This window comes from Marinobacterium jannaschii DSM 6295 (genome assembly GCF_000620085.1).
Lineage (GTDB): Bacteria > Pseudomonadota > Gammaproteobacteria > Pseudomonadales > Balneatricaceae > Pontibacterium > Pontibacterium jannaschii.
Map to the genome: position 1 here is coordinate 53238 of NZ_JHVJ01000017.1, position 21760 is coordinate 74997.

Genomic DNA, 21760 nt, shown 5'->3' on the forward strand with positions numbered 1-21760 from the left:
TTGGCCGGTCAGTAGCCGGTATCAGCTTTGTTCCAGGCGAGCTGACAGTTCATAGGGGGTCGGGTCAATAATCGGCTGCCGTCCCAGTAACAGATCAGCCTGCAACCGGGTCGAAGCCGGTGCCAGTACCAGCCCGTTCCGGAACTGGCCGGCGTTCACATGCAGGTTGCGATAGCCTGGCAACGCCCCGATATAAGGGATACCTTCAGGCGAACCCGGACGCAGGCCACACCAGTGGTGTTCGACCTCATATTCAGCCAACTGCGGCACTATATTCAGTGCGGTCTCATACAAGGATGCCCGCGCTTCTTCGGTGGTCCCTTTCTCAAATCCGGTATATTCCAGGGTACTGCCCACCAGCACCCGGCCATCATTGCGCGGGATCACGTAGCGCCCATCCATCAGCACCACCCGGTTCACCAGACCCACCGGCGCCTTAAACAGCATCATCTGGCCGCGCACCGGAGCCACTGGCAGTGTCAGGCCAAGGCTCTCCAGCAACTGGCCGGTCCAGGCCCCGGCCGTCAGAATTGTATCCCCGGCACAGACCCGACCCTGGGATGTTTCCACACCCAGCACCCGCTCGCCTTCCAGAATAAAGCCCTGCACCTGATGGTCTTCCAGCAAACGGATATTGTCGCGCCGCTTCACATCCTCACGCAACGCCCGGCCCAGGCGCGGGTTACGGATACTGGAGACTTCCGGCATCCAGATCGCCTGCTCATGCCCCGGCTTCAGGTTGGGCTCCTTACGGTAGAGAAACTCTGCATCCACCCTCGCCATCGGCCGGTGATACTGTCGCGCCCAGTCCACGGCAGCATCGGCATCGTCCACCGATACCAGAAACATCCCCTTCTGACGCAGCTCCGGATCACAGCCGGTATCCTCCTCCAGCTCCTGCGCCAGATGGACATAGCTACTCTGGGACCAGGTCGCCAACTGGGTCACAGGCTCCTTGTAACGCCAGGGATAGAGCGGTGATACGATCCCGCCCCCCGCCCAGGAGGACTCGCGGGCACACTGTTGCCGATCCAGCAAGGTCACATCCGCACCTGATACCGCCAGCTCACGCGCCAGCATCATGCCGATAACACCACCACCAACAATCAAAAATTCAGACATGGACTACTTATCCTGTATCAGCTATGTGAGTGAAACCGGTATCCACACCAGTCATACCGGGAGCGTAAGACAACATATAACAGACAACGACCATCTGTTGCGAATGGCATCAAGAGTATAAGGAATTCATCCCCTCAAGATGTACCAGATAATAACAATGGGTTACTCCAGCCCACATCAACAAGGTGTACTATTGATCAGTGACAGATCAGGACGATCTTTCACTGTAGTAAAAGACACGATCTGAAAACCGCCTGACACAAGGAGTGTGTTATGCACCAAAACGGCTTTACTCTGGTAGAGCTGATGGTTGTCGTCGCGATTGCGATAATGGTCACAACCATCGGCATCCCCTCGTACTCAGCAATGATCGCTGATATTCGCTCCCGCAGTGTAATTTACCGCCTTAGCAACACACTGATGAAAGCGCGCAACGAAGCGGTCGTGCACCAAACCTTTGTCTCCAGCTGCGGACTGATGGCCGACAACCGCTGTACTTCAAACTGGCACCTGGGTGTCACCACCTTCATCGATCCAAACCACAATGGCCAGCTGGATAGCGGGGAGACGCTGTTACAGGAGTTTCGCCAGGAGCTGTCAGGCAGCCTGCGCTGGCGCAACAGTGCACCGCGTTATCTGCAGTTTGCCGCCAATGGTCGCACCCGTTTCCAGAACGGAAGCTTTGTCTATTGCGATCCTGAGAAGAAGCACCGGCGTAAACTGGTTGTTTACCGTCAGGGGCGGATAAGGATCGAAAGTGATCAGGATAAGATTCCGGTATCGGAGTGCTGATCAGAACACGGGGATCTCAGGTGCTGACAGCATAAGGCCGACCGCACCGGACCTCGGTTAGCGCCAGTCAGTTCCAGCTGGTTTCGCCGGAGTCGGCAAAGTCACCGTCATTATTGGCATCGTGCAGGCGGTTGCCGACCGAATCCAGGCGCAGTTTGCCATCAGCGGCCTGATTACCCTGAGGCGTGGCTTCCAGCACAAAGCAGCTGGCAACTGGGCAGGCGACGGTCGCCGCCACTACACTGATCTTATAGCTGCCTTCAGCGGAGTCGACTCCGGAGGATGCCGAAAAGCCGGCATCGGTCAGGTCGGTGCTATAGGTGCGGTTAGTGTAGAAGGCCCGCTCCATCCGGCTCGCCGCTTCCATCAGCATCGCCTGACCATCGGTGCGGCGGCCATCCCTGACATAATCCACATAGGATGGATAAGCAACGGATACCAGAATCCCCAGAATCGCCACCGCTATCATCAGCTCAATCAGGCTGAAACCCTGCTCTTTCTTCATTTCACTAACCTTAGAGTTTCGGATAGAGACGCTTCCAGGACATCTCACCGGTATTGGACAAAGCATCAACCACTGCCGCCGTATTTTCCTTATTACCGGCCGAGTCACTGGAGGTCAGACCGATGCGGGTCTGGTCGTGATCACTGCTGATATCACTGGCATCATGACGTTTATCATAGTCGTCCCCCAGATGAGCATTCAGCCGGGTCACCAGGGAGCCTCCGAGTTCGACCGAGCTCATATTGACCTCGTCACTACCCGTGCCTTCAGTGCCCAGGATCGGCCGGTCGCTGGCCGTACCGGTGGTATAGTCCACCGCATAGAGCCGGGCATCGCCGCCAAATTCACAAGTGAGGGATGATGGCGCGAAAGTGGTAAAGGCCACCGTGCCACCAATCAGGGTTGCCCGGCCCAGAACACGCTCACCGGCATTGGAGGAAAAGGATTTTTCCCAGCCGCCAACGTTGTATTTGCTGACAACAATTTCCTCCAGCTCCGGCTGGGTCGGGGTGCCATCCAGATCGCTGTGGCTGACGCCACTAAGGGAGCCATCCGCGGTTTTCACCACGGCAGAAGTGACATCCACCAGGCCAGAAGTGGCTGCCCAGGTCAGACTGTCACTGCTATTGACCGGTTCCTTGAGGCCAAACATTTTCTGGGTATCCAGATAGGAAGCATCGGAGCGGGTCAGGAAACGGCCTGAGCCGGCATAAACCCAGCGGTTGTTGCTGTAGTCTATCCCAGCGGTTGGTCGGGCCAGCATCGGTTCGCCCGTGTTGTAGAGCAGACTATCCGCCCATGACGCCAGTGGGTAATAAGTGCTGTTATCGGCCCCATTCTGAATCCGGATACGATGCAGTTTGCCACTCCAGTTTCCCACTGAGCCTGCGGCCGTGCCGAAATAGATTGCATCGGCATGTTCATCCGTATTGAAATCCATCGCCAGCGGGCTGCCGACAAAGCTGTTTGATTCCGACAAGGTCATAACACCGCTGCTACCAAAGCCACTGGCCCATCCCAGATTATTGAGATCAAACAGGAACACCTTGCCTGCCTGGGAGCTACTACCATCAGTGATACCGGTCTTAGTCGCATCCGGTCCCGAACCAAACACCAGGTACCAGCTGTCGCCCATTCGCACCGGTGCCGGGCGTGAGGTAGTAAAACCGAGATTCTCATGGGAGATCTCCGCCAGCAGCTTAGGCGCCTGCTCCGGATCGGTAACATCGAGGATAAAGTAGGAGGAACTCAGGGTCCGGTCAGCAGCGCCGTCGCCATCGGTATCCACCTGCACTGCTCCCCCTCCCAGACGCATCCCGCCGACCAACAAGGTACCCCAGCCAGACGGATGGGTACTGTCACTGGAAAATACCTTGGCATCAAACACCACCGGTTCCAGGTCAACACCAAAGATATGGTTACCCGCCACATTGCCGTAAGAGGGGTCGGTGAGGTATTTCAGGTGCGGTAGCATGGCATAGGGGACATAAGCCCACATCTCCTGCCCCAGTGCAAACTGGCCCGTACCGCTGTAGCCCTTCTTAAAGGTCTTGGTCGAGGATTCAAACCATCCGGCATTAAATCCATGCAACATACCATCGTTGGAGCCAGCATAAACCATATGACGACGATTCTTGTACTTGGCACGAAAAGCAGCATAGCCGGAGTCACCGTGAATAACGTCATAGAAGGCCCGTGGCTCAGCTACCACTACCGGGGTGGCGTTGATCACATCCCCCAGGCGCTTGATCTCAGTAACGCCTTCATCATTCTTTAACTGGCGTGAGCGATAGCCGCTGATCTCCTGGCCACGGATAAAGTTGACGATATTGCTGGCTTCGCTGCTGTCTGCAGCCCCCAGCAACGCCATTCCACGGGCTGAAGTGAAATTGCTGGCAATGAAGTTGAGGGATTCGCTGTTGCTAATGCTCCAGCCGGTCAGGTTACTGCCCGGGTTACTGTCTGTATCCTGCGCCGAGAAGATATAGCGCTTCTGAGTTGAGTCATCGGTATAGGTACGCTGACTGGGGATGCTGGCATTGGCGATGCCGCTCAGCCAGCTGTCGGCATCCCAGACGTAGCCCAGGGTATAGAGCGTCTTTGAGAACTTGGCCTTAGAGCAGACTGTTTTCTCGGCAGCGGTTGGAATATCGGCACTGCTGCTGGCAACATGAGCACGTACCTCTTTCGATTCTGGTTCAGTGCAGTAGGTGATAATGCCATCGACCGAGGTTTCCTCCAGCTTGCCATCACCATCATCTTCCCGAAAATAGCCCGAGGAATCGATAAAGGTACTGTAAATATTACCCGTCCAGGAAACGGAGTCAGTACCACTGGTCTGCTGGTACTGGAACAGGGCCGAGTATTCAGCACCATCACCGGTGGAACTGCTGGCGACTACTGCCGAGGCGCCACCTGAAGCGGCACGGATCTTGATAGAGTCAAAGGCCGCATTCAGCTCTGACGACAGGGATTCTGCATCATTGGCATAGTAGAAGGTATCCGGGCTGCAATCGCCATCGGCATCCCACTCATTGGGGTCACAGGTTCCCCCATCGAGAAAGGTCTGATAGTAGGTCTTAAAGTTAGAGGGATGCGCCGGGTCCGGCTGATGGTTACCTATACCGGAACCATCAGTGCCGGTATCGATAAAGCCGCCATTAGCTGCCGCTTCGCGCATACGCTTGGTGGAGGTATTGTTACCTTCATTTTCACCCAGAGCAGCGTAAACGTAGTAACTGATAATCTCCTGATGACCGTCCAGGTCGCTACGACAGTCATTGTTCCGAATCTGCCAGGCGATATCATCCAGCATCTCATTCAGGGTGCCACCATCGCTATCGCCTTCGTCGAGACCTGAGGGATGACCACTACCATCCCAGTCCTTGTAGGGTGCGCCATCATTAAAGTGCAGCACAAAGGTCTTGGCACATTCCAGCTTGGCACTGTACTCCGGGTAGTAGTATGGATCCCAGTCCGTTGAGGTTTGAAAAGCCGGATACTTGGCACTGCTGCTCGAGCCATCCTCATACTCAGGGGTAGACGCAGGCTTACCACTGCCACCTGTGGCATTGCCCTGGCTGGCATAGCCCCAGATCTCATAAAGGGTTTCAGCGATCGGTGTGGTACCCCAGATCAGCGGGTGATCTTCGATAGCGGTAATAATATTGTCCAGTGCATTGGGTGCCCGCACATCAGTTCTCAGGCAGATATCATCATTCGACTGGGCACTGGTCGCTTTTGTCACATCGGGATAGCAGGGATAGAAGGTGCCGCCATGTACCGTATTACCGGTATAGATGCTGGTTGGCGATTTATTCTGATCGTAATTGTAGACCGCCAGGCCAAAACGAATCGCAGCCGAGTTTTCCTGGATAATGCCGGTGGGCTCCTGATCCAGTGCGATCTGAATCCGGTAGTTGCTGGTCCCTACTGCGGCAAGATAACCCACAACTTCATTACCATGCCCGCGCTCGTTATCATCCGACTTTTCCTCCGATATCTGTACATCGACCTGAGATGCGCTCCAGACGCCGTTAGCAAAACGCACATTCGCCGGATCAACATCATTGCTGGTCTGCATCGAAGCGGCAAAGTGCGGCGCATCGGAGAAAGTCACGCTGAAATCCAGCGTATCCCAGTTTTCATCCACCGACGGCATAGTGCCAATCTCCAGCGGGATCGACTGGCCATTATAGTCGACTGCGCCGGTATGCTTTTCGATGGCGATATAGTTCACATCTTCATGGGTATGCGCGCCCTCTGCTTCTTCCTCCTGCATTTTAAGATCAAAGGAGCTATCACTGACATTGTGAACGCGGAGATGCACAGCATCCGAGCCGTTATAACTGCTCACACCGGCAAAAATAACCGGATCGGTCACACCGGAGATCGCAACCGATGTTCCGCCACTGAAACTGCTTTCCGACGGCAGCAACGTATTGTTGGTATTGACCGAGCCGGCATCAAAATTGAGTGATCCACCGCTACTCAGGGGAATACTATGCTCACCCTCTTCGGCGACCAGATAGATCAGATCCTCAGTGGTGTGATTGCCATCTCTGTAGTTATATTCCTGCAACCGTATCTCAAAGCCGGTAGAGGTCACGTTACGTACCCGGGCTACCGTCGGATCACCGCCGTTAAAGGACACCGCTGTCGCCACCACGACCGGACTGGTATAGCTGTTTGCAAAACTGACACTGTGCCAGGGAGGCTCGCTGCCATCATCATTCTCATTCCAGTCCATAGTGACGCGGCCCACTTCGAACTTATCACTCAGCGCAGTCACAGCCGTGTTGACGCTGGTCGTCAGGGAAATACGACCTTCACTGATCAGGAACTCTGAGTTGTTAGCGAAGCTGCTGGGTGTGAACTGCGAAGAGCTGCTGTAGGCCTTGCGGAAGGTATAGTCCTGCGGTTCATCCTGCGCTTCCAGCACATAGTAGGTGGACGCGGTCCCGGTAAGGTTCATGGTTTCGCCGGCACGATCTGTCACCTTACCGCCCACCATGACCTTACGGATAACGTCGATGCGGCGCATGGTCATCCAGTTAAGGAAGTTGCCGTTCCACTCATTACTCGCCAGAGTGCCGGTAATATCACCGCTACCGCCGAGGGCACCCGTTTCATAAAAGACACCATGAGCACCGTTATAGGCGTACTTTTTCTCGCTGTCGAAGTAGCCGAAATAACGCTTGGTCTGGACAAAGTCATTATGCAATACAGTCTTCCAGCCACCGTCCTTATCAGCATAAGCGGTTGCCTTCATGCTGCCGGATATATCCATCGCAATAATCACATTTGGCTTGCCCGTTTCCGACGCCAGGAAAGGAGGTATAGCGGTAAAATCAGCCGTAGTTGCCGCCTGTATGCTGGAGACCTGAATACAGAGAATCAGGGTAATGACTACGCGGAAAATTCGGGACAGAATCATCTATAAACTCCCTTTATTGATTCTGAGGATCAGTGACAATCTGGGAACGCATCTCACTGGCGGTGGTTACAGTCGCACCACCGGTAGACGTCGCCTGACTGACAATGGCGTAATGCGTCCAGTAAACATTGGTTGAGCCCGGCGCAAGGCGGGCATTATCCTGTAACCGCACCACCCAGCCGTTGGCGTCGATCGCAGAACCGGGCTTACCGGATTGGGCCGATACGGTGTAAGTCGCATCCTTATCGATACTGGTCAGATCGGTAAAGTCGATACTACTGCTGGTCTCAGTGTTGGCCATCGCCAGGTTAGTGCCGTTTTTTTCAGTACCGTGATCGGTAATCGACATTGAGGCATCCTTGCCAGACCAGTCGCCCTCTTCGATATAGTTTTCCAGGGATGCAACCAGCTGGCGGCGACCGGCTTCAGACGCTTCAAAGGCGTTGGCCTCAAAGGCCATATTGGCACTGATACGGTAATCCATCGTGGCGCCGCCCATGGAGTTGACCGCGACCATGGTAATCACCAGAAGAAAGAGCATACCGGTGACCAGAATATAGCCACCCTCTCGCTGCGATCGAAGTTCTGCCATTTCCCTATCCTCGATTTCGTAGCTGAATGACGCGGGTATAGATCTTACGCCGGTAATGCTGGTCAGCACTGCTGACATCCACTGTCTGGCTACCGCTACCCATATAGCTGCCGATGCTGTAACTGGTCTGCGCTTCGGCTGCGCTGTCCTTCTCCAGGCTGCGGGTAACCAGCGCAACACGGACACTTCGAACATCATCCCAGTCGGTTACCGCGGATGCGTCGCCATAAGTGTCCGCCATATTATCCCCTGTGCTATCCCAGCCATACTCGAGCTGCAGGTTTTCAACACCGGAAACCAGAGGTTCAGATTTAAATTTAGTGCCGGAAATAGCCAGTCGGTATAACGTCGGGATATCCGGATCTTCACTGCAATCCGAAGTTTGACAAGGAGAGACATAATAGAGCTCTGTAGTATACGGATAACTATAGGTCGTATCCGATTCTGTCACCGAGGTAGAGCTGGATTCCTTATCCCGGAACACCTCGGCCTCATAGGTGGAGACATTGGAGCGTAAATAGAAGTTATCATCGCTGGCGCTGCCAGGTGCGGCCTTTTTCATGCCAAAGGTACTGGCATAACGTACCACTAACATATCGGTCTGGCTGCGATATTCGCTGCTCGATATACAGTTCAGGGGGGCGGTACTTCCTCCCTCGTATCCCTGAACACTGGTTGCGACGCTGACTATCCAGGATTCAGTGCAGGAGCCATCCCCGTCTTCAAGGTCAGCAATATTCGAATGAAGGGTTATATTCTCAGCCTCAACCCCGCCCCAATGACCGGCCATCTGGATACTTTCGGACATAATATCCAGCGCATAACGGCCGTTTTCCTGCAGCAGGCCTATATCTGAAGTAAGGCGATGAGTGTTCTGGCTGGCGACGACGGCAGCGATCAGTCCACCCATCATAACCATGCCGATAGTCAGGGCAACCATCATCTCGATCATCGACATGCCACGCTGCAGGTACATCTGCGGCCCTGAGATCATAGCTCTACCCTCAGATCAAAACGTCCATTCACAGTTGCCGCGCCATCTTCGCGCTGCCGGTCTTGCCAGGTAACACTGACAATAAAAGCGCTGCCTGTCCGGCTTAGCGAGCCTCCGCCTCCCGGCAGCTGTGTCGTTATATCACCGAACCAGTCATTAACATCCTTTTGCGCCCGTTCAGCAGCACTGCAGCCGGAAGCACAGTTTTTTGAGCTCTCGGACGCCGCACTGGCACCGTTATAGACCGCCCCGGTCAGGGCTTCATCGGAATTCGCCCGCAGCCGGTCCGCCATATCCTGGGCAAGCACCACTGCATCGGAGAGGGACTGGGAGTTACTGAGCGTGACCGTACTGCTGCTTTGCAGGGCGAGCAGCCCCAGCATCCCGATGGAAAACACCACCAGCGCGATCAGTACTTCAAGTAGAGAAAAGCCTTTCTGATTCCCTGAAAGCTTCATAGTCAGTTACATGTCAGATCTGAGTTAACAAGACGTCCGGTAGCAAAGAGCTCGAGACGGGTTCCGGTTTCACCGCTGCGGTCATAGCAAAAGTCGAAGCGCTCTGTCACATCGGGCCTGCCGGTCGAACTATAGACAAAACCGGCCTGGCTGTTGACGGCCTTCACTTCAATCGGACTATCACTGGAGCTATGCTGCTGGATGATGGTCTCAGCGCTGTCGATCACACCATCCGAATCAGCGTCGATATAAACACTCCAGCCGTCATCCCAGCTGGCGCCGGTGCGCTGCATGCGAATCTCAGTGCGCCGTTTCAGTGCTTCACTGCGGGCGATACGCGCCGAGGCCACGAAGCTATTAACCTGGGCGGCAATCCTGTTATCGCGGATCATATCTGTAAACGAAGGTACCGCGATTCCCATCAAGATAGAGGCAATCGCCACGACGATCATTAACTCGACCAATGTGAAGCCCCTCTGACCTTTCAGGCTCAACACTGAAACCTCCTGTTACTGCGTCAACTATGACCGGTTCCGGTAGCCACCGCAGGCTACAATGAAGCGCTCCCTGACCACTAACGGTCAAACAGCCTAACCCATATTGACCGCCCTGTACTCGGTCATTTTTCTGTCATCCACACGTACAGGGTAAAGCCTCAGGGACTACGAAGAATTACCTATACGATAAACCACTACAAACTCTAGCCTGTTTTAGCTCCAGATTCAAAACGGTTGTTTGAGCCAAATCACAGGTAATAAAAAACCAGTGCCGGGCACTGGTTTTTTGTTTGTCAGATCAGGCTTCTTCGACCTGAAGGATCTGCACTTCGAAGGTGATCGCCTTGCCGGCCAGCGGATGATTGAAATCCACCTGCACATTGTCATCGTTGTAATCGAGAATGACACCGGGCAGTTCACCGCTGCCGGCATCGGCAAAAGAGATCACCAGGCCCGGCTCCAGTTCCATATCCTTGAACTGTGCCCGCGGGATACGCTGAATATTGCTGGGGTTATGGGCACCAAAGCCTTTCTCAGGACTGATGCTCAGTGCCTCGGCATCTCCCGCCTTTAGTCCGAACAGGGCCTGTTCGAAGCCTTCCAGCAGGTTACCGTCACCGACGGTAAAGGTAGCCGGGCTGCCTTCAAAATTGGAGTCCACCAGCTGACCATCGTCCAGCTTGATTGCGAAATGCAGCGTCACCGTCTTACCGGGACCGATTACCAGATCACTCATTTGTTACCATCACTTTTTTCGGCAATATCCTTATCCTGGGAGTTGAGCAGCATATCGCCGATCAGCACCATCGCCCCCAAGGTAATTGCGGTATCAGCCAGATTAAAGGCCGGGAAGTAGTAACCAGCATAGTGAAACGACAGAAAGTCAATCACATAGCCATACACCACCCGGTCATAGAGGTTACCCAGGGCCCCGCCCAGTACCAGCGACAAGGCCAGTCCCAGCCACCATTGGGAACGCGGCGTGCGGCGTAGCCATTGCACCAGGAAGATGCTGACCGCAACCGCAATCAGGGCAAAAAACCAGCGCTGCCAGCCACCGGCGGTTGCCAGAAAGCTGAACGCTGCACCTTTGTTATAGAGCAGCGTCAGGTCAAATACCGGCAAGACATATTCCGGCACGCCGTAGCTCAGCAGTCTGTCGGCCAGTTGCTTGGTAATAAAGTCCAGCACGAACATCAGTCCGCTGAGCCAGAGCCAGACCAGCCCGCTACGGGGCTGGTTGTGATCGCTAGCGGTCATCAGGCGAAGCTGCGACTCTCGCCTTCACCGGCGACGTTTTCCACACAGCGACCACAAAGGGCATCGTGTTCTGCCTGACTGCCCACATCTTCGCGGTGGTGCCAGCAGCGTTCGCACTTAGCCGCATCGGTTTTCACCACGCTGACTTTCATGCCGGCTACTTCGGTATCTGCAGCATCCGCTGCATCCGTCAGTGGCAGTACCTTAGCCTGGGACGTAATCAGTACGAAACGCAGCTCGTCACCCAGTTTGTTCAGCTGTGCGGTCAGGGCTTCGTCGCAGTAGAGGGTTACCTCTGCTTCCAGGCTGGCCTTGAGGTTGCCGGCATTACGCTGGGTTTCCAGCTCCTTGTTAACGGCGGTCTTCACGGCCATTACCTGATCCCAGTATTCGCGTCCCAGCACTGCATCGGCCGGAAGTTCTGTCAGGCCCTGATACCAGGTTTCCAGATGCACGGATTCGCTACGCTCACCCGGCAGCTGCTGCCAGATCTCGTCGGCGGTGAAGCTGAGGATCGGAGAGATCCAGCGGCTCAGGGCTTCGACGATATGGTACAGCGCACTCTGGCAGGAACGGCGGGCATGACCCTCCGCTGCTGCGGTGTACTGACGGTCCTTGATGATATCCAGGTAGAAGCTACCCATATCCTGAGAACAGAACAGAGAGATCTTCTGGTATACGGAAAGGAATTCGTACTGGGTGTAATGCTGCTGCAGTTCCGCCTGCAGTTTGGCCGCGCAATCCACCGCCCAACGATCCAGCTCGACCATATCCTCAACAGCCACCAGGTGCTGTTTCGGATCGAAACCGTTCAGGTTTGCCAGCAGGAAGCGGGAGGTGTTACGGATACGACGGTAAGCATCGGCGGCGCGCTTGAGGATCTCATCAGAGCAGGTCATCTCACCGCTGTAATCGGTCGATGCCACCCACAGGCGCAGGATATCGGCGCCGTACTTGTTCATGACTTCCTGTGGCGCGACCACGTTGCCCAGGGACTTGGACATCTTGCGGCCCTGACCATCCACGGTAAAGCCGTGAGTCAGAACCTGCTTGTACGGAGCATGACCGTTGATGGCGATACCGGTTTTCAGCGAGGACTGGAACCAGCCGCGGTGCTGGTCGGAGCCTTCCAGATAGAGATCTGCCGGCGAACGCAACTGTTCGCGCTGGTCCAGTACAGAAGCATGGGTCACACCGGAGTCAAACCATACATCCAGCGTATCGGTAGTCTTGGTGTAGTTATCGGCTTCATCACCCAGCAGTTCGGCCGCATCCAGCTCGAACCAGGCATCGATACCCTCTTTCTCCACACGCTGCGCAACCTGCTCAAACAGCTCGGCGGTGTTCGGGTGCAGTTCCTGAGTCTCTTTATTGATAAACAGGGTGATCGGCACGCCCCAGGTACGCTGACGGGAGACACACCAGTCCGGGCTCTGTTCGACCATCGCTTCAATGCGGTTCTGGCCCCAGCTCGGGAACCACTGAACATCATTTTTGATCGCCGCCAGGGCATCGTCCTTCAGGCCTTTCACGTCCATACTGATAAACCACTGTGGCGTCGCACGGTAGATCAGAGGTGTCTTGGTACGCCAGCAGTGTGGGTAGCTGTGCTGGAACTTATGTTCCAGAACCAGGCGATTCTTTTCTTTCAGCACCTCGATCACCAGCGGATCGACCTTGTAGACATGCTGACCGGCAAACTGACCCGCCGCCTCGACGAAGACACCTTTGTCATCGACCAGGTTCAGGGTGCCAATACCGTACTGACGGCCGACATCAAAATCTTCCACGCCGTGGTCGGGTGCAGTATGCACAGCACCGGTACCGGCATCGATCGTAACGTGATCACCCAGGATCACCGGCACCTGCTTATCAACAAACGGATGCTGCAACTGCTGGCTTTCCAGCGCCTGGCCCTGACAACGACCTACCACCTGGTAGTCTGCGACACCATAGCGCTGCATGGCACTTTCCAGCAGGCCCGCCGCCAGCAGGATGCGCTCGGCACCGTTGCCCAGATCAGCTTGCACCAGTACGTAGTCCAGCTCGGCATTCAGGGATACCGCCTGGTTGGATGGCAGGGTCCACGGGGTAGTGGTCCAGATCACGACGGAGAGCTCACCTTCGCCACCGTTGTTTTCCAGCATAAAGGCATTCAGGAACGCGGTTTCATCCACCGGTGCGAAACGCACATCGATGGCGATAGAGGTCTTATCCTGATATTCCACTTCCGCTTCCGCCAGTGCAGAAGCACCAACAACACTCCAGTACACCGGCTTGTAGCCTTTGACCAGATGGCCATTGGCGGCGATCTTGCCCAGCGCACGGATAATGTTGGCTTCGGTATCGAAGTTCATGGTCAGGTATGGATTTTCCCAGTCACCCTGAACACCCAGACGGATAAAGTCCTGTTTCTGACCATCAACCTGCTTGTGGGCATAGTCGCGGCACTTCTGGCGGAACTCTTTAAAGGAGACCTTATCACCCGCTTTACCGATCATGGTTTCGACCTTGTGCTCGATCGGCAGACCGTGACAGTCCCAGCCCGGCACATAAGGCGCATCAAAGCCGCTGATATTGCGCGACTTGACGATAATATCCTTGAGGATCTTGTTTACCGCGTGACCGATATGGATATTGCCGTTGGCGTATGGAGGGCCGTCATGCAGAATAAATTTTTCACGACCGGCACTGATCTCGCGAATCTTCTGGTAAAGGTCCATCTGCTGCCAGCGCTTCAGCATCTCTGGCTCGCGTTTGGCCAAATTGCCGCGCATCGGAAAAGCCGTTTCCGGCAAGTTCAGTGTTGCTTTGTAATCGGTCATGATGGTTGTTTCCGCATTAGTCTTCTCAGGCCTGATCCGCAAAAAACGCTCGGGCCACTTCGATATCGTCAAAAATCTGTTGTTTCAGCTGCTCCAGTCCGTCGAACTTCTGCTCCGGACGGATAAAGTGGCTGAATTCCACACTCAGCAGCTGACCGTAAAGGTCTCCCTTGAAGTCAAACAGGTGGGATTCCAGTACCGGCTGTAAACCATTCACTGTCGGCCGCATGCCCACGTTACAGATACCCTGCAACGGCGCCGCGCCACGGCGAAAAACCCGTACGGCATAGACGCCACGCAACGGACAGGGAAAGCGGTGCATCCGCACATTGGCGGTGGGTGTACCCAGCTGACGGCCCAGTTTCTGGCCATGCATTACCCGACCGCTGACCCGGTAGGGCCGTCCCAGCAATTCAGAGGCCAGCGCCAGCTCATTATGCTGCAGCGCTTCACGGATACGGCTGCTGCTGACCCGTTCGGCTTCCAGTTCAAAGGTTGCCGTATTGACCACAGAAAAGCCAAAACGCTCGCCAGCGGCGCAGAGCATGCCGTAGTCGCCGGAGCGGTCACACCCGAAGCGGAAGTCATCCCCGACCACAAAGTAATTCACCGCCAGTCCTTTCAGCAGTAACTCCTCAACAAAGGCGTCAGCCGACATATTACGCAGACGCTCGTTGAAGCTGAGGCAAAGCACCCGGTCGATCCCTTCCGCTTCCAACAGCCGGACTTTCTCACCGAAACGGGTCAGTCGTGGCGGTGCCTGGTCACCGGCAAAAAACTCACGGGGCTGTGGCTCGAAAATAATCACTACCGATGGCAGACCGAGCTCGTGCGCTTTATCTTTCACCTGCTGCAGCACACGACGGTGCCCCCGATGCACGCCATCAAAGTTACCGATGGTCGCCACGCAGCCGCGATGCTTATCGCGCAGATTATGTAAGCCTCGAATCAGTTCCATAGGTTTCTTGCCACAACCTTAAACAAACGCGGGATTATAGCCTGTTTAACCAGCGCCGAATACCACCGCAGCGCTGGCTACGCAAGCCTTCAGAAAGCCAATCAGCTGTGGCGCAGATGTCGCATACGCAAACCCAGCAGTAACAGGGTGATCAGATAAGCCCCCACTCCGGCCAGCACCAGCAGCGTCATCTGCAGCGCCCGGTCGGCAATCGGCCATGACAGCCACTGCTCCGTAGCCGGCACCATAAGCAACACCACCATAATCATAGCGCCATTAGCCGCTAACATCCGGCCCAGCGCAGCGGCCCAACCGGGCTGCCAGCTGAAAACACCACTTTTCAGCAACCCATATAGCAGCAGCCCGGCATTCAGGAACGCCGACATGGAGGTCGCTGCCGCCAACCCGACATGCTGCAAGGGGCCGATCAGGATCAGGTTAAACACCATGTTCGCTACCGCAGCCTGAATACCGATCTTCACCGGCGTCCTGGTGTCCTGACGGGAGAAATAGCCGGTCGCCAGCACCTTGATCAGCATAAAGGCCAGCACACCTACGGCATAGGCCCGCAGGCTCATCGCCGCCATCAGGATATCCCGCTCCTGCAGGGCACCGTAGTGGAACAGGGTGATCAGCAGCGGCTCAGATAGCAGGAACAACGCTGTCGCCGCGGGTAAGCCAATCAGCAGCACCATCCGCATCGCCCAATCCAGCGTACCGGCGAAGTGTTGCGGGGATTTTTCGGCATGCTTGCGTGATAGACTTGGCAGGATCACCGTGGCAATGGCGATACCAAACACCCCCAGCGGCAACTCTGCCAGCCGATCGGAATAGTAGAGCCAGGAGACACTGCCGGTTTGCAGGAAGGACGCCAGCACTGTATCCAGCAGCAGGTTGATCTGAGTGACTGAAACCCCGAACAGCGCCGGCACCATCAGCTTCAGTATCCGCTTGACCCCTTCGTGATCACGCTGAATCGCCGGTACCGGCAACAACCGCAGCTGCGACAGAAACGGCAGCTGAAACATCAGCTGTACGATTCCCGCAATCATCACTCCCCAGGCCAGTGCCAGTACCGGGGGATCGAATAACGGACTGAGCAGCACCGCCGATCCGATCAGGGAGAGGTTCAGCAACACCGGTGTAAAGGCAGGTACGGCAAAGCGGCCGTAGCTATTGAGGATAGCCCCGGCAAACGCCGTCAGCGAGATCAGCAACAGATAGGGGAAAGTGATCCGCAGCATATCCACCGCAAGATCAAACTTCTCGCCACCCTCAAGGTAGAATCCCGGCGCAAACAGCATCGCCAGCAGGGGCGCACCCAGCACCGCCAGCGCAGTGATCAGTATCAGTACCGAGCCCAGCGTACCCGCCACCGCATTTACCAGCGCCTGTACCGCTCCCAGGTCACGCTGACTGCGGTACTCCGACAGCACCGGTACGAAAGCCTGGGAAAAAGCGCCTTCCGCAAACAGGCGGCGCAGAAAGTTAGGGATCTTGAAAGCAACAAAAAAGGCATCGGCACTGCCTGAGGCGCCGAAGTAACTGGCGACCACCACATCGCGCACCAGACCCAATATGCGTGACAGCATGGTCATGATGCCAACCACGCCGCTGGAACGCAGCAAACTGGATGATTTCCGGGTTGTCGACTCGGTTTCTGCCACCTCAGGACCCTCTGTACGCTTAAGTTGGCGAAATATTACCCTATGCAGAGAAAATTACCCGGTTTTTTATTGACAACCCTCAGCCAAAGCGGAATAATCTCGGGCCTTAATTTCGGGGCCACGCGCCCTTTTGAGTCAACCGTTTATATAGGAGCCGGACTGTGGCAAACTCCGCAGGTTCTCGTAAACGTGCTCGCCAGGCGGAGAAGCGTCGCCAGCATAACGCTAGCCTCCGCTCCATGGTACGCACATACATCAAAAAAGTTATCAAAGCTATTGATGCAGGCGATCAGTCTGTAGCTGCTGAAGCATTCAAAACTGCTCAGCCAGTACTGGACAGCTCTGTAAACAAAGGCATCTTCCCTAAAAATAAGATTGCCCGCGTTAAGAGCCGCCTGAACGCCAAAGTTAAAGCAATGGCGTAATAGCAGGTAACCTGAAAAAACCGGCCACGGCCGGTTTTTTTATGCCCGAAATCTGGCAATCCACACCCCGCAGACACAAAAAAGGCGACCTACACAGCCGCCTCCTGACAATCACTACGCCCTGCAACTCAGCGCGTCACACGATCACTCAGCGCCAGGTTATCCCGGTGCACCAACTCACCCTCTCCGATATACCCCAGGATCGACTCAATCTTCGAGGTCGGCTTGCCGATAATCTGCTTCGCTTCAGCCAGATCATAATTCACCAGGCCGCGCGCGACGATGGCATCATCTTCATCCACCATCAGCACCATCTCACCGCGCAGAAACTTACCGGAGACTGACTTAACCCCCGCCGGCAACAGGCTCTTACCACCTTTCGTCAGCGCCCTGACCGCCCCCTGATCCAGCACCAGCATCCCCTTAGCCTGCAGATGCCCGGCGATCCAGCGCTTACGCGCCGCCTCCGGCTCACAGTCAGGAACCAACAAGGTTCCCAGCTCCTCACCCGCCTTCAGGCGCGTCAGTACGTTTTCTTCCCGACCACTGACAATCACCGTATCAGCACCGGAGCGCGCCGCCAGCTTGGCTGCCCGCACTTTAGTCGCCATACCGCCACGCCCGAGGCGACCTCCGCCGCCCGCCATCGCCTCCAGCGCAGGATCACCGGCATTGCCCAGCGATACGAACTTAGCCCGGGGATTTTTACGCGGATCTTCCTCATACAACCCCTGCTGATCCGTCAGGATGATCAGGCCATCAGCCTCCACCAGGTTCGCGACCAGCGCCCCCAGGGTATCGTTATCACCGAAATTGATCTCCTGCGTCACCACAGTATCGTTTTCGTTAACCACCGGCACCACCCCCAATTCAATCAGGGTGCGCAGCGTAGCGCGGGCATTCAGATAACGGGTACGATCTGAATGATCTTCGTGGGTCAGCAGAATCTGCGCTGTATGCGCACCGTGGCGGGCAAAGTTGGTTTCATAAGCCTGCACCAGACCCATCTGCCCAACCGCCGCGGCAGCCTGCAGCTTATAGATCTCATGCGGTCGCTCCGCCCACCCCAGCCGGGTCATACCTTCAGCAATAGAGCCGGACGACACCAGCACCAGCTCCATCCCCTGGCGACGCAGCTCCGCCAACTGATCCACCCAGTGGGCGATCGCCTTGAAATCCAATCCTTCACCATCATTCGTCAGCAGCGCACTACCAATCTTTACAACCCAGCGCTTCCCTGACTTCAGCTTATTCCGCTCGACTGCCACGGTGATACCTCACACCTTATTCACGTACCCATTCAACTTCGACGTCATAATCATCATCATCGAAGTCATCATCCAGATCATCTTCCTTACGGCGGTGCTGAATCGCACGCAGCTGCTCGATACGCTCCCGCGCCTCGGCATCAATTGTCGCCCGCACTTCCGCTTCCTGCTCCAGCAATTCAGGATTCTCGATGATCGCTTCCTGACGCGCATCCAGATGAATCTGAATATCACGCACCAGCACATCAGTACCCTGCTTGCTGATCGCAGCGATACGGTACACCGGACCTTCCCAGCCCAGCGCATCAATCACCGCCTGACAACGTTCTTCCAGCTCATCTTCCGGTACCATATCAACCTTGTTCAGCACCAGCCAACGAGGCTGCTCGGCCAGTGTCGGGCTAAACAGGTTCAGCTCGGATACAGCAATCGCGGCAGCTTCCGCCGGAGAGATATCATCCCAGGGCGCCAGATCCACCAGGTGCAGCAGGATACGGTTTCGCGCCAGGTGACGCAGGAAGCGAATCCCCAGCCCCGCCCCTTCAGCAGCACCTTCAATGATGCCCGGGATATCCGCCACCACAAAGCTGCGATGACGCTCGGTACGCACCACACCCAGACTAGGCACCAGAGTGGTAAACGGATAGTTCGCCACTTTAGGCGTGGCGGCAGACACGGCCCTTACGAACGTGGACTTGCCGGCATTCGGCAGACCCAGCAAACCCACATCCGCCAGCACCTTCAGCTCCAGCTTCAGGTTACGGGTTTCACCCAGCGAACCCTTGGTATGCTGGCGTGGCGCACGGTTAACACTGCTCTTAAAACGGGTATTGCCCAGGCCATGAAAACCACCCTGAGCCACCTTAGCCTCCTGACCCACCTTGGTCAGATCAGCCAGAACCTCATCAGTATCAGTATCTATGACAGTCGTGCCCACCGGCACCTTCAGCACCAGATCCTCACCCTTGGCTCCGGTACAGTTACGGCTCATGCCGCCCTGTCCGTTTGCAGCGTTATAACGCCGGGTAAATCGAAAATCGACCAGCGTATTCAGTGACTCATCCGCCAACAGAATAATCGACCCGCCATCGCCACCGTCACCACCATCAGGCCCACCTTTCGGGATATATTTTTCTCGCCGAAAACTCATGCAACCGTTACCACCCTTACCGGCTTCAACCGTGATGGTCGCCTCGTCGACAAACTTCATTTGCCACCCCCGAAAGATATTTCTGTATGCTGAAAATTTAGTCCGAATCTCACGACTGAGACTCAGCATTGATACCAATTAGTAGAAACAAAAAAGCTCCGCCTGGGCGGAGCTTTTCAAAATCGATCATCCGATCAGGCAGGAACTACAGTTACGTATTTACGCTTCTGAGGACCTTTAACTACGAACTTAACAACACCATCCGCAGTTGCGAACAGAGTGTGGTCTTTACCGCAACCTACGTTTTCACCGGCGTGGAACTTAGTTCCGCGCTGACGAATCAGAATGTTGCCTGCGATGACAGCCTGACCACCGAAACGCTTAACACCAAGGCGTTTCGACTCCGAGTCGCGACCGTTACGAGTAGAACCACCAGCCTTCTTATGAGCCATTATCTATCTCCTGAGTTCGGTTGAATTACTTAAGCACTGATGCCAGTAATTTTAACTTCAGTGAACCACTGACGGTGGCCCTGACGCTTCATGTGATGCTTACGACGCTTGAACTTCAGGATGTTAACCTTTTTGCCGCGGCCGTGAGTAACTACTTCTGCAGTCACTTTAGCACCGTCTACAGTAGGCAGGCCGACTTTAACATCGTCACCATTGCCAACCAGCAGAACGCGGTCGAACTCAACGTTGGAACCAGCTTCAACAGCCAGCTTTTCCAGTTTCAGAGTCTGACCTTCTTTAACGCGGTACTGTTTACCACCGCTTACGATAACTGCGTACATTTCTTTCTCCGGTTAAGCCCATCCTGCTACTAAAAAGAAACCTACTTCTAATGGCCGAAGCCATATAATAGGGAGCGAATGTTGGATGGGTCAGGGCGCGCGATTATAAAGCAACCAGCAGTTAAACTCAAGTACAATCGCCCCTGCCTTGACAGTCGCAGCCCCGCCACCTAGCATGCGCGCATACCTTTTGTACAAGCACTCCCGACATGCAGCCACATCAGCTAAATCCACAGATCGAACCGCAGTTTGAAGCCGTCAACGATTACATCATTAATCACCTCGGCTCCAATGTTCCGCTGGTTGAGAAAATCGGCCATTACATCGTAGAGAGCGGCGGTAAACGCCTGCGCCCGTTACTGGTGCTGCTGGCGGCCAATGCGGCTGACTACCAGGGGGAAAAGCATATCCCACTGGCGGCGATCATCGAGTTTATCCATACTGCGACGCTGCTGCATGACGATGTGGTCGACAACTCCGACCTGCGCCGCGGTAAAGACACCGCCAATGCCCGCTGGGGCAATGCACCCAGTGTACTGGTCGGCGACTTCCTTTATTCCCGCGCCTTTCAGGTGATGGTTGAGATCGGCTCGATGCCGATTATGGAAGTCATTTCCAACGCCACTAATGTGATTGCCGAAGGTGAAGTTCTGCAGCTACTTAACTGCAAGAACCCCGACACATCAGAAGCCGCCTATATGCAGGTGATTCTGGGCAAGACCGCCATGCTATTTGAAGCAGCAACAGAGGCGGGCGCCATTCTGGCCGATGCCGACAAAGACCAACGCGAGGCCCTGCGCCTCTACGGTCGCCATCTGGGCATCGCCTTCCAGCTGATCGATGATGTGATGGATTACCTGTCAACCGCCGAAGAGATGGGCAAAAACGTTGGCGACGATCTGGCCGAGGGCAAACCAACGCTACCGCTGATCCACGCCATGCGGGAAGCAAAAGAGGAAGACCGCCAGCTGATCCGCCAGGCGATCCGCAAAGGCGGACTGGAAGATCTCCAGCCAATCATGGACATCGTGCGGGCGACAGGGGCCATAGAGTACACCCAGCAGCAGGCACAGCAGCAGGCAGATCAGGCAATTGAAGCACTGCAGGCACTGCCGGCCACCAGCTTCCGTGACACACTGGAACAACTGGCCCATATCGCGGTAAAGCGTAAGCACTGAGCCAGACTGCCGTATAAAAAAAGCCTCGAATGAGGCTTTTTTTATAACTGCCGACGATTAAGTCACTCGATCGCTGAGGCGATAGACCACCTCCACGCGCCCTTTATCGCGCGGATCATCCAGTAACAGTGTTCCCAGCCGCTCAGTCCTGAAACGCCGCTCAAAGAGCCGCTCGACCTCAGGCTGAAATACCGCAAACGGCGGCCCCTGCTCTCCTTCAAACTCCAGCGTTACCAACAGTATCTGAACGCCCTGCGGCAACAGCGCACAGAGCACAGAGCACAGAGCACAGAGCACAGAGCACAGAGCACAGAGCACAGAGCACAGAGCACAGAGCACA

At 55.4% G+C, this 21760-nt stretch carries 19 protein-coding genes and 1 pseudogene; 3 read left to right on the top strand and 17 right to left on the bottom strand.

All coding sequences use genetic code 11. The annotated features are described in order from the left end of the window. Positions 1-21: 21 nt before the first annotated feature. Entirely contained in the window at positions 22-1122 is a 1101-nt protein-coding gene (gene thiO / locus Q354_RS0109520; RefSeq protein ID WP_027857399.1) for a glycine oxidase ThiO, read from the bottom strand. A 273-nt stretch (positions 1123-1395) separates the two neighbouring features. On the opposite strand from thiO, the gene Q354_RS27335 reads away from it, so the two are divergent. Continuing rightward, a complete protein-coding gene (locus tag Q354_RS27335) occupies positions 1396-1914 on the top strand; it encodes a GspH/FimT family pseudopilin (protein ID WP_051560027.1) in 519 nt (172 codons plus the stop codon). A 67-nt stretch (positions 1915-1981) separates the two neighbouring features. On the opposite strand, the gene Q354_RS0109530 is transcribed toward Q354_RS27335, so the two are convergent. The 11 genes from Q354_RS0109530 to murJ form a co-directional block, all read right to left on the bottom strand. Next, complete coding sequence (locus tag Q354_RS0109530) at positions 1982-2419, bottom strand: type IV pilin protein (protein ID WP_027857400.1); 438 nt, start codon at positions 2417-2419, stop codon at positions 1982-1984. A 10-nt stretch (positions 2420-2429) separates the two neighbouring features. Then, entirely contained in the window at positions 2430-7355 is a 4926-nt protein-coding gene (locus Q354_RS0109535; protein WP_027857401.1) for a pilus assembly protein, read from the bottom strand. Between the two features lie 13 nt (positions 7356-7368). Continuing rightward, positions 7369-7947, bottom strand: coding sequence for a pilus assembly PilX family protein (locus Q354_RS0109540; protein ID WP_027857402.1), 579 nt, complete (start codon positions 7945-7947; stop codon positions 7369-7371). A 4-nt stretch (positions 7948-7951) separates the two neighbouring features. Continuing rightward, positions 7952-8941 carry a PilW family protein gene (locus Q354_RS0109545; protein WP_027857403.1) on the bottom strand — a complete coding sequence of 330 codons (990 nt, stop codon included), beginning with the start codon at positions 8939-8941 and terminating at the stop codon, positions 7952-7954. Continuing rightward, positions 8938-9399: a type IV pilus modification protein PilV gene (gene pilV / locus Q354_RS25270; RefSeq protein WP_051560028.1), complete on the bottom strand. Its 462-nt coding sequence runs from the start codon at positions 9397-9399 to the stop codon at positions 8938-8940. Before pilV ends, Q354_RS0109545 begins: the two co-directional genes overlap by 4 nt. A 2-nt stretch (positions 9400-9401) precedes the next feature. After that, positions 9402-9896: a GspH/FimT family pseudopilin gene (locus Q354_RS27340; RefSeq protein WP_051560029.1), complete on the bottom strand. Its 495-nt coding sequence runs from the start codon at positions 9894-9896 to the stop codon at positions 9402-9404. A gap of 298 nt (positions 9897-10194) precedes the next feature. Beyond that, positions 10195-10632, bottom strand: a complete 438-nt coding sequence (locus tag Q354_RS0109560; protein ID WP_027857404.1) for an FKBP-type peptidyl-prolyl cis-trans isomerase — start codon at positions 10630-10632, stop codon at positions 10195-10197. Beyond that, positions 10629-11156 carry a signal peptidase II gene (gene lspA, locus Q354_RS0109565; protein ID WP_027857405.1) on the bottom strand — a complete coding sequence of 176 codons (528 nt, stop codon included), beginning with the start codon at positions 11154-11156 and terminating at the stop codon, positions 10629-10631. Before lspA ends, Q354_RS0109560 begins: the two co-directional genes overlap by 4 nt. Next, positions 11156-13981, bottom strand: coding sequence for an isoleucine--tRNA ligase (gene ileS, locus Q354_RS0109570; protein WP_027857406.1), 2826 nt, complete (start codon positions 13979-13981; stop codon positions 11156-11158). The genes lspA and ileS overlap by 1 nt, the downstream gene beginning before the upstream one ends. A 25-nt stretch (positions 13982-14006) precedes the next feature. Then, on the bottom strand, positions 14007-14939 hold the full coding sequence (gene ribF, locus Q354_RS0109575; protein WP_027857407.1) for a bifunctional riboflavin kinase/FAD synthetase: 933 nt from the start codon (positions 14937-14939) through the stop codon (positions 14007-14009). A gap of 101 nt (positions 14940-15040) precedes the next feature. Beyond that, complete coding sequence (gene murJ, locus Q354_RS0109580; protein WP_245601022.1) at positions 15041-16537, bottom strand: murein biosynthesis integral membrane protein MurJ; 1497 nt, start codon at positions 16535-16537, stop codon at positions 15041-15043. Positions 16538-16767: 230 nt separating this feature from the next. On the opposite strand from murJ, the gene rpsT reads away from it, so the two are divergent. Then, the gene (gene rpsT, locus Q354_RS0109585) at positions 16768-17031 is read left to right on the top strand and encodes a 30S ribosomal protein S20 (protein ID WP_027857409.1); all 264 of its coding nucleotides are present in this window, start codon (positions 16768-16770) and stop codon (positions 17029-17031) included. A 128-nt stretch (positions 17032-17159) separates the two neighbouring features. Here the strand turns inward: rpsT and proB are convergent, their stop codons facing one another. From proB to rplU, 4 genes are all read right to left on the bottom strand, one after another. After that, a complete protein-coding gene (gene proB, locus Q354_RS0109590) occupies positions 17160-18299 on the bottom strand; it encodes a glutamate 5-kinase (RefSeq protein ID WP_027857410.1) in 1140 nt (379 codons plus the stop codon). A 16-nt stretch (positions 18300-18315) separates the two neighbouring features. Then, complete coding sequence (cgtA, locus tag Q354_RS0109595) at positions 18316-19509, bottom strand: Obg family GTPase CgtA (protein WP_027857411.1); 1194 nt, start codon at positions 19507-19509, stop codon at positions 18316-18318. Between the two features lie 134 nt (positions 19510-19643). Further along, on the bottom strand, positions 19644-19901 hold the full coding sequence (gene rpmA / locus Q354_RS0109600; protein ID WP_027857412.1) for a 50S ribosomal protein L27: 258 nt from the start codon (positions 19899-19901) through the stop codon (positions 19644-19646). Positions 19902-19930: 29 nt separating this feature from the next. Continuing rightward, positions 19931-20242: a 50S ribosomal protein L21 gene (gene rplU, locus Q354_RS0109605; protein ID WP_027857413.1), complete on the bottom strand. Its 312-nt coding sequence runs from the start codon at positions 20240-20242 to the stop codon at positions 19931-19933. 209 nt (positions 20243-20451) lie between these two features. Here rplU and ispB point away from each other — a divergent pair, with 209 nt between their 5' ends. Then, the gene (gene ispB / locus Q354_RS0109610) at positions 20452-21420 is read left to right on the top strand and encodes an octaprenyl diphosphate synthase (RefSeq protein WP_027857414.1); all 969 of its coding nucleotides are present in this window, start codon (positions 20452-20454) and stop codon (positions 21418-21420) included. 57 nt (positions 21421-21477) lie between these two features. Here the strand turns inward: ispB and Q354_RS28220 are convergent. After that, positions 21478-21760, bottom strand: a pseudogene (locus Q354_RS28220) (hypothetical protein); the annotation flags it as partial.